The 7,070-nt window shown below is 67.4% G+C and carries 4 protein-coding genes; all 4 read right to left on the bottom strand.

The features are described 5' to 3' along the window. Positions 1-1,169: 1,169 nt before the first annotated feature. Positions 1,170-3,077 (bottom strand): sigma-70 family RNA polymerase sigma factor, encoded by a 1,908-nt coding sequence (locus tag L810_RS40710; protein WP_042978232.1) that lies wholly within the window; start codon positions 3,075-3,077, stop codon positions 1,170-1,172. Further along, on the bottom strand, positions 3,061-3,375 hold the full coding sequence (locus L810_RS40705) for a high-potential iron-sulfur protein (RefSeq protein WP_021163958.1): 315 nt from the start codon (positions 3,373-3,375) through the stop codon (positions 3,061-3,063). The genes L810_RS40710 and L810_RS40705 overlap by 17 nt, the downstream gene beginning before the upstream one ends. Positions 3,376-3,462: 87 nt before the next feature. Continuing rightward, a complete protein-coding gene (locus L810_RS40700) occupies positions 3,463-4,704 on the bottom strand; it encodes a c-type cytochrome (protein ID WP_042978231.1) in 1,242 nt (413 codons plus the stop codon). A gap of 71 nt (positions 4,705-4,775) precedes the next feature. Continuing rightward, complete coding sequence (locus tag L810_RS40695) at positions 4,776-6,497, bottom strand: methanol/ethanol family PQQ-dependent dehydrogenase (protein WP_021163956.1); 1,722 nt, start codon at positions 6,495-6,497, stop codon at positions 4,776-4,778. Positions 6,498-7,070 lie beyond the last annotated feature (573 nt).

The raw sequence follows: 7,070 nt of genomic DNA, 5'->3' as shown, positions 1-7,070 counted from the left end.
TCGTTTCACGTGACTGGAGTTCAGACGTGTGCTCTTCCGATCTGCTGTGCTGCACGCCCTTCGGCTTGCCGGTCGAGCCCGACGTATACAGGATGAACAGCGGATGCTCGGCGCTCACCCATTCCGGCTCGCACGTGTCGGACTCGGCGGCCGTCAGTTCGTGCATCCAAAGGTCGCGGTCGGCATGCCAGTCGATCTTGCCGCCGGTGCGGCGATAGACGATCACGCTCTTCACCGCTTCGCAGCCGCCCAGCGCGAGCGCCTCGTCGGCGATGCTCTTGAGCGGCAGCGTCTTGCCGCCGCGTGCCTGCTCGTCGGCCGTGATCAGTGCCGTCGCGCCGACGTCGACGAGCCGCTCGTTCAGCGACTTCGCGGAGAAGCCGCCGAACACGACCGAGTGCGTCGCGCCGATGCGCGCGCAGGCCTGCATCGCGACGATGCCTTCGATCGACATCGGGATATAGATGACGACGCGGTCGCCCTTGCCGATGCCGCGCTTCTTAAGCGCATTCGCGAAACGCGACACGCGCGCGAGGAGATCCGCATAGGTGACGCGCGTGACGGTGCCGTCGTCGGCTTCGAAGATCACCGCGACGCGCTCGCCGTTGCCGGCTTCGACGTGACGGTCGAGGCAGTTGTACGACGCGTTCAGTTCGCCGTCGTCGAACCACTTGTAGAACGGCGCGTTGGACTCGTCGAGCACTTTGGTGAACGGCTTGTGCCACGCGAGGCCCTCGCGCGCGAGACGCGCCCAGAAGCCTTCGTAATCGCGCTCGGCCTCGGCGACGAGCGCGCGATAGGCCGGCATGCCGGAAATGGTCGCCGCCTGCTCGAGCGCCGCGGGCGGCGCAAACTGGCGGGTTTCGTGAAGAACCGATTCAATCGTGGACAAGCGTGTCTCCATGCGTTCTTGGGATGCAGGGCTGCTGTTCCGGAAAACGCAACATGCGTGCCAGCGTCAACGATCGATGCGCGCATTCGGCGAAAGTCGCGGCGCACCGTGCGCGTTGCGAGCGATCCGGTCGAACGGGCGACGGGGTGGATACCGTCAAGCCGAAGCCGGCCGTTCATAAATGCAGCACATCGTGTTGCAGTCCTCAACAGGTGGCGCGCGCCGGGGAAGGTGATCGGCCGCTCGTTCCGGAGCGCGGTGGGGCGACCTGGCGGCGTCAGGCGATCAGCGACCGAAGCGCCGGTGCGTGCCCGAACTGTCTGATCCGTTCGAGCGCCGACACTTCGATCTGGCGAACGCGTTCGGCGGACAGGTTCAGTTGCCGGCCGATCTCGCGCAGCGAATACTCGCTTTCGACGTCGATGCCGTACCTCAAGCGAAGAATCCACGCTTCGCGTGCCGGCAGGCGGTCGATCAGCGCCGCAACCGCCGCGCGAAGCTGGCGGGCGCTCGCGGATTCTTCCGGGGTCGGCGCGGCGTGGTCGATCGCGACGTCGCACAACGTGAGGTCGTGATCGGGCGAAACGGGCAGGTCCGCGGAGATGGGCTCGCGCACGATATCCATCAGGTCCCGCACCTTGTCGACCGGGATCCGCATCTGCGCCGAGAGCGTCGGGGCGCCGGCAACCTCGCCGGTTCGTTGCGCATGCGTTCGCGCGAGGCGCGACAGCTTGTTGATCGCGTCGACCGTATGCGCGGGCACGCGGATCGTGCGGCCCTGATCGGCGATCGCGTGCGTGATGGCCTGCCGGACCCACCAGGTCGCATACGTCGCGAATTTGAAGCCGCGCCGGTGATCGTAGCGATCGACGGCCTTCATCAGGCCGAGATTGCCCTCCTGGATCAGGTCGAGAAACTGCAGGCCGCGATCGGGATAGCGCTTGGCGATCGACACGACGAGCCGCAGATTGCTCTGGAACAGCTTCGTTCTTGCAGGCTGCATCGCGCGCTCGATACGCGACAGTCGCGCGTCGATCGCGATCGCGATGTCGAGCGGCAGGCTCGACTCGCCGGCGAGGCCGGCGAGCGCGGCGCGTGCTTCGATCAGCGCCGGCGCGCGGCGGGTGAGGGCGGCGGTACAGTCGGCATGCGCGGCGATGCAGTCGGTCATCCATGCGCGCACGTCGTCGCATGGCATGAAGAGGTCACGGCGCGGCGAATCGGTGCGGATGCCCGATTCGGCCAGGATGTCGACGATGCGCTTCTCGAACTTGCGTGCTTGCGTCGCACGGTCTCGAATCGCGTGCCCGATGCGTTCGATCGCGCGTGCGGTGAAGCGGATCCTGCCGGTCGACGCGGCGGCCTCGCGAAGCAGCGCCCGGTAACCGGCCGACGCGAAACCGCCGGTGCGCAATGCGTGCTGCATCCCGGCGGCCAGCGCGCCGGCGCGGTCGAGCGATGCAACGACGCTGTCGCGCCATGCGGGGCTGTCCGGCGCGCGGTCCGTGTCGTCCTCCCCCTCCGGTGATTCGATGGTTGAATCAGGTGCCGTTGCATTGCCGGGCGATTCCCCGGGCAAAGCCGCGCGCGCTTCATCGAGCGATTCGGCGTCGCCGACGAACCCCGTCACGTAGACCGATGCCGCCACCTTGCCGGCGCGGATGTCGCCGGCGATCGACGCGACGGCGTCGAGCGCAGCCGGGTCGCGGCACAATGCGTCGATGCACGCCGCGCGCCCGCTTTCCAGATGAAGCGCGAGCGCGATCTCTTCTTCACGGTCGAGCAGCGGTGTCGCGCTCATTTCGCGCAGGTAGATGCGCACGGGATCGCTCGTGCGGGCCGCGAGCAGATCGGCGGTCGCGAGCGGGGCCGACGCGTCGGCGAGCGGCGACGTCGTGTCCGCCGCTCGCGCGAAATGACGATCGAGCGTCCATGCGCTTCGCGAGTCGACGTGCTCGCGAACCTCGATCCCCCATTCGCCGAGCATCGACGCGGCGGCGTCGAAATCCGCGCCGTCTGCCGCATCGTCGGGCAACGCGTCGACGATTTCACCGCGCGTCACGTAGCCGCGCCCGATGCCCAGCGCGACCAGCGCATTCAAACGGTCGGTGCGCTCCGCGTTCGTGCCGCCGCGCGGCACGCTGTCGTGTTCGCGCCCGCTCCCGGGATCAAGCAAGCTTTGCATAGACGTTGCACCAGCCTTCGGCGGCAACCGCCTTGCCGCCGAACATCGGGCACGTGCCCGAGGATTCGCCGGCGCCGGCCTTGTAGAAGCGACAGTTCGAGCACGTCTGGCCGGCCTGGTACTTCGGGAACTTGCCTGCATCGACGGTCGTTGCCTTCGCGCGGTAACCGAGCGTCTTCGCGGCTGCGTCGTTTTCGTCGACGAGCGGCGCTGCCGCGAATGCGCCGGTTCCGGCTGCGAGTGCGGCACACAGGCCGGCGGTCTGAACGATGAAGGTTCTGCGAGTGCGGGAGATCATGTGGTTTTCCTTAATAAAAAAGTACGGCCCCGCGCGCCGGGATTGCTTCCCGGCGCGGCGGTCGATCGAAACGAAGGGAGAAAGGCGTTATTTGCGCGGGCCGGCGACGAGCGGCGCCTTCGACGAGGTGGCGACATCGGCGGTCAGCTTGCTCTTCGACGCGTCATAACCGTTCGAATAGAGCAGGAACGCCATCAGGTCCTCGTATTCCTGTGCCGTCATCTTGCCGGGGCGATCGGCCGGCATGTTGTTCGACATGTATTGGAAGATGCCGCCGACCGTGATGTGCGACTTGCCCTCGGGCGCGAAGGATTCCCCGCTCAGCGCGGGAGCGGTATTGCCTTCGAGCTGGTCGCCGTGGCATTTCGCGCAGGCATCGATATAGAGCTTCTTGCCGTGCTGTGCCTGCGAACTGTCGAACGACGGCACGCCGCTGTCGTCACTCGCTGAGACCTTGATGAAGCCGCCCGTCGCGGACGTTCCGCCGGCGAGCAGCACGCCGGTGCGCGAATGCCCGGCAGACGCGACCGCGCCGTCGAGGAAGCGGCCGCGCGACGGCGTGTTGGCCGCTTGAGCGATGTTTTCCGGCAGGTTCCAGCCGCGTGTGAGCGCGGCGATCCGGCCGGTGGCATTCAGCCGGGACAACGCTGCGTCGATGCGCTGCCGCAGCGCGTCCCGATCGGGGCCGAACGCGAACGCGAGCTGCCAGTCCGAGTACGGCGACGCCGTGGCCGCGATCCGGAACGGCTGGCCGGGATGCGCACGCCGGTACGCCACGACACTCGGATACCAGACGATCGCGCGCTGGGCGCGACCGGTCGCGAGCGCGTCGATGGTCTTCTCGGACGTGTTCTCGAGATCGAAGCGGGCATTCGTCGCCTGTGCCGCGATCAGTTGCGACGGGCTCGAGTACGTGGCCGCGATCGTTTCCTTGCCGGTGGACGATGCATGCGCGTCGCGCAGCGTCACGCTGACGTAGCTGGAGCGCAGATACCCCTGCGAGAAATTCATCCGGGCATTCGATGCATCGGCGATCGCCGAGCGCGGGAAGCCGGCGATCATGTCGCAGTCGCGTTCGAGCGATTGCTTCAGTTCGGCGGCTGAGATGCCGTCGTCGCCGCCGTCGTCGTCCACGCCGCGCCGGTTGAACGAGGCGGCGATGCCGGCGGTGCGCAGCACTTCACGTGCGACCGACATGTCGAGGGCGGCGGTCGGGCTGCCGGGCAGCGTGCAGACGCGCACGCCGCCGGCCGCGGCGGACATCGGGGTCAGCGCCACGCCCGCGGCGAGCAGACTGGCGAGGGTCAGGGGAGCGAGTCGAGTCTTCATGGTCGTGCATTCCGGTTGAAACAGTGGGGGCGTCGCGCCCGGATCGGGCGCATGCCGGGCGCGACGCGCGTTCAGTCGAGCGCGAATACGTAGAGCGTGCCGCCGCGCGGAACGTCTTTCGCGACGTCGGCCATCGGGCCGCCCCAGATCGGGTTCGCGCCGCCGTATCCGGCGAGCACCGCGACATATTCCTTGCCGTCGACCTCGTACACCGACGGCTGCGCGATGATGCCGCTCGCGAGCTGCGGGCTTTCCCACAGCACCTTGCCGGTCGCCGTGTCGAAGGCATACAGGTGGCCGTCGAGCGAGCCGCTGAACGCAAGACCGCTCGCGGTGGTCGCGACGCCGCCGTTCCACGGCTTCTTCGACCAGTGGCCCCACAGTTTCTTGCCGGTGTTCACGTCGATGGCCTGCAGTTCGCCGTAACCCTGGCTGCCCGGTTCAGGCTTGATCTCGAAGCCTTCGCCGAGATACGGCAGGCCTTCCATGTAGCTGACCGACTTGCCGGACAGGCTCATGCACGCGTGAAGGGAAGGGACGACCGCGATGTGGCGCGCGGGGTCGTAGGACACCGACCACCAGTTCTTGCCGCCGAGGAAGCTCGGGCACGTGTCGATCGTCGTGCCGGCCTTCGGGAACTTCGACGGGTCCGCGATGGGCTTGCCGTCGGCCGTGTAGCCGGTGACCGACGTTGCCGTGACGAACGGCTCCGCGTAGATCAGCTTGCCGGTCGTGCGATCGATCGCATGGAAGAAGCCGTTGCGGTCGGCGTGGATGATCGCATCGTAGTCCTTGCCTTTGTACTTGATGTCCGCGAGGATCGGCGTGTTGACGCCGTCGTAGTCCCACGTGTCGTTGCTCGTGTACTGGTAGTGCCACTTCAGGTTGCCGTTCTTCGGATCGAGCGCGAGCAGCGAGTCGGAATACAGGTTGTCGCCGGGACGCAGCGCCGCGAGCCACGGGCCGGGGTTGCCGACGCCCCAGTACAGCGTGCGGCTTGCCGCATCGTACGTGCCCGTCAGCCAGGCGGCGCCGCCGCCGTGTGCCTGCATCCCGTCGGGCCAGGTGTCCGCGCCTTTTTCGCCGGGGCTCGGGATCGTGTAGCGCTTCCAGACCAGCGAGCCGTCTTCGGGGTTCAGCGCGGCGATGTACCCGCGAATCCCGTATTCGCCGCCGGAGGTGCCGACGATGATCGAGCCGTCCAGCGCGAGCGGCGCGAGCGAGAACGCATAACCGAGGCCCGGCTCGAACATCTGCTTCTTCCAGACGAGATTGCCCGTCTGCGCATCGAGCGCCACGACCTCGCCGCTCAGCATCGCGACGTAGACGTTCTTGCCGTACAGCGCAACGCCACGGTTGACGACGTCGCAGCATGCGGTCTTGAACGATGCCGCGCCAAGCTTCGGTTCGTATTTCCACAGCTGCTTGCCGCTCTTCGCATCGAATGCGTAGACGTTGTCCTTCGGCGTGGTCACGAACAGGTAGTTGCCGTTGATGATCGGCGTGGCTTCGAAGCCCTGCTTCAGCTCGGCGGGGAACTTGTAGGCCCACACCTGCTTGAGTTCCTTCGCGTTCGACGCGTCGATCTGCTTGAGCGGCGAATGCGACTGGCCGTCGTAGGTGCGGTAGTAGGTCAGCCAGCCCGGATCGGTGTGCGCATCGGTCAGCCGCTGGTAGGTCACGGCCGGGTAGTCCGCGGCCGCTTCGACGAGGCCGGGGTTCAACGCGACGGCCGCTGCCGCCGCGATGCCGATCGTCGCCAGCCGGCTCGCTGAAGCCGAGAGTTTCTTCATGGTTGTCTCCTGAGTCATTGTGGTCGCACCGCCGCGAACGATTCGTCGCGCCGGCACGGTGGGGATTCCGGGCCGAGTGCGCTGCCGTTCACGCAAGTCGCATGCCATCGCGGCGCGAAGCCGGTGTGACGCGGCACACGGGCGCATCGTGCGTCGTGCGGCGTCGGTGCGCGTCGCGCGCACGTGGCAACGAAGGTGTTGCATTCAGGTACACCTCCACGCGCGCAGTGTTGCCAAACATGACAGGTGGCGCGGCATCCGTGACAGGTGGAGCGCCGCCCGCGCCGGTGTCACGCACGCCTTGCGCGGCGACGCGCGCGGGCGGCGCGCCGATGCGGCTGGCACGGTTCTCGCACGCTGCTTCGCGACAACAGCACGCCGCGCGGTGCGGGGCACACCACGGCGGAATACAAGCATGGAGACGAATGAAATGATCAGGAGGCCAAAGGCAGCCGGAAAGGGCGGCGCGATGCGACGCGAGCGTCGCGCGCGGCACGGTGGCGCGATGCGTGGCGCGCTTCTCGGGCCGGCCCTCGGCGCCATCGCGCTGTTAGGCCTGTCGGCGGGCAGCGC

Source organism: Burkholderia sp. AU4i (genome assembly GCF_000466765.1).
In the GTDB taxonomy this organism is placed as follows: Bacteria; Pseudomonadota; Gammaproteobacteria; order Burkholderiales; family Burkholderiaceae; genus Burkholderia; species Burkholderia cepacia.
This window is presented reverse-complemented; position numbering and strand designations above follow the sequence as displayed.

What these genes read in the sequence shown, in the direction of transcription:
- L810_RS40710 (WP_042978232.1), bottom strand. Translation starts at nt 3,077, where the DNA reads ATGCAAAGCTTGCTTGATCCCGGGAGCGGGCGCGAACACGACAGCGTG.
- L810_RS40705 (WP_021163958.1), bottom strand. Translation starts at nt 3,375, where the DNA reads ATGATCTCCCGCACTCGCAGAACCTTCATCGTTCAGACCGCCGGCCTG.
- L810_RS40700 (WP_042978231.1), bottom strand. Translation starts at nt 4,704, where the DNA reads ATGAAGACTCGACTCGCTCCCCTGACCCTCGCCAGTCTGCTCGCCGCG.
- L810_RS40695 (WP_021163956.1), bottom strand. Translation starts at nt 6,497, where the DNA reads ATGAAGAAACTCTCGGCTTCAGCGAGCCGGCTGGCGACGATCGGCATC.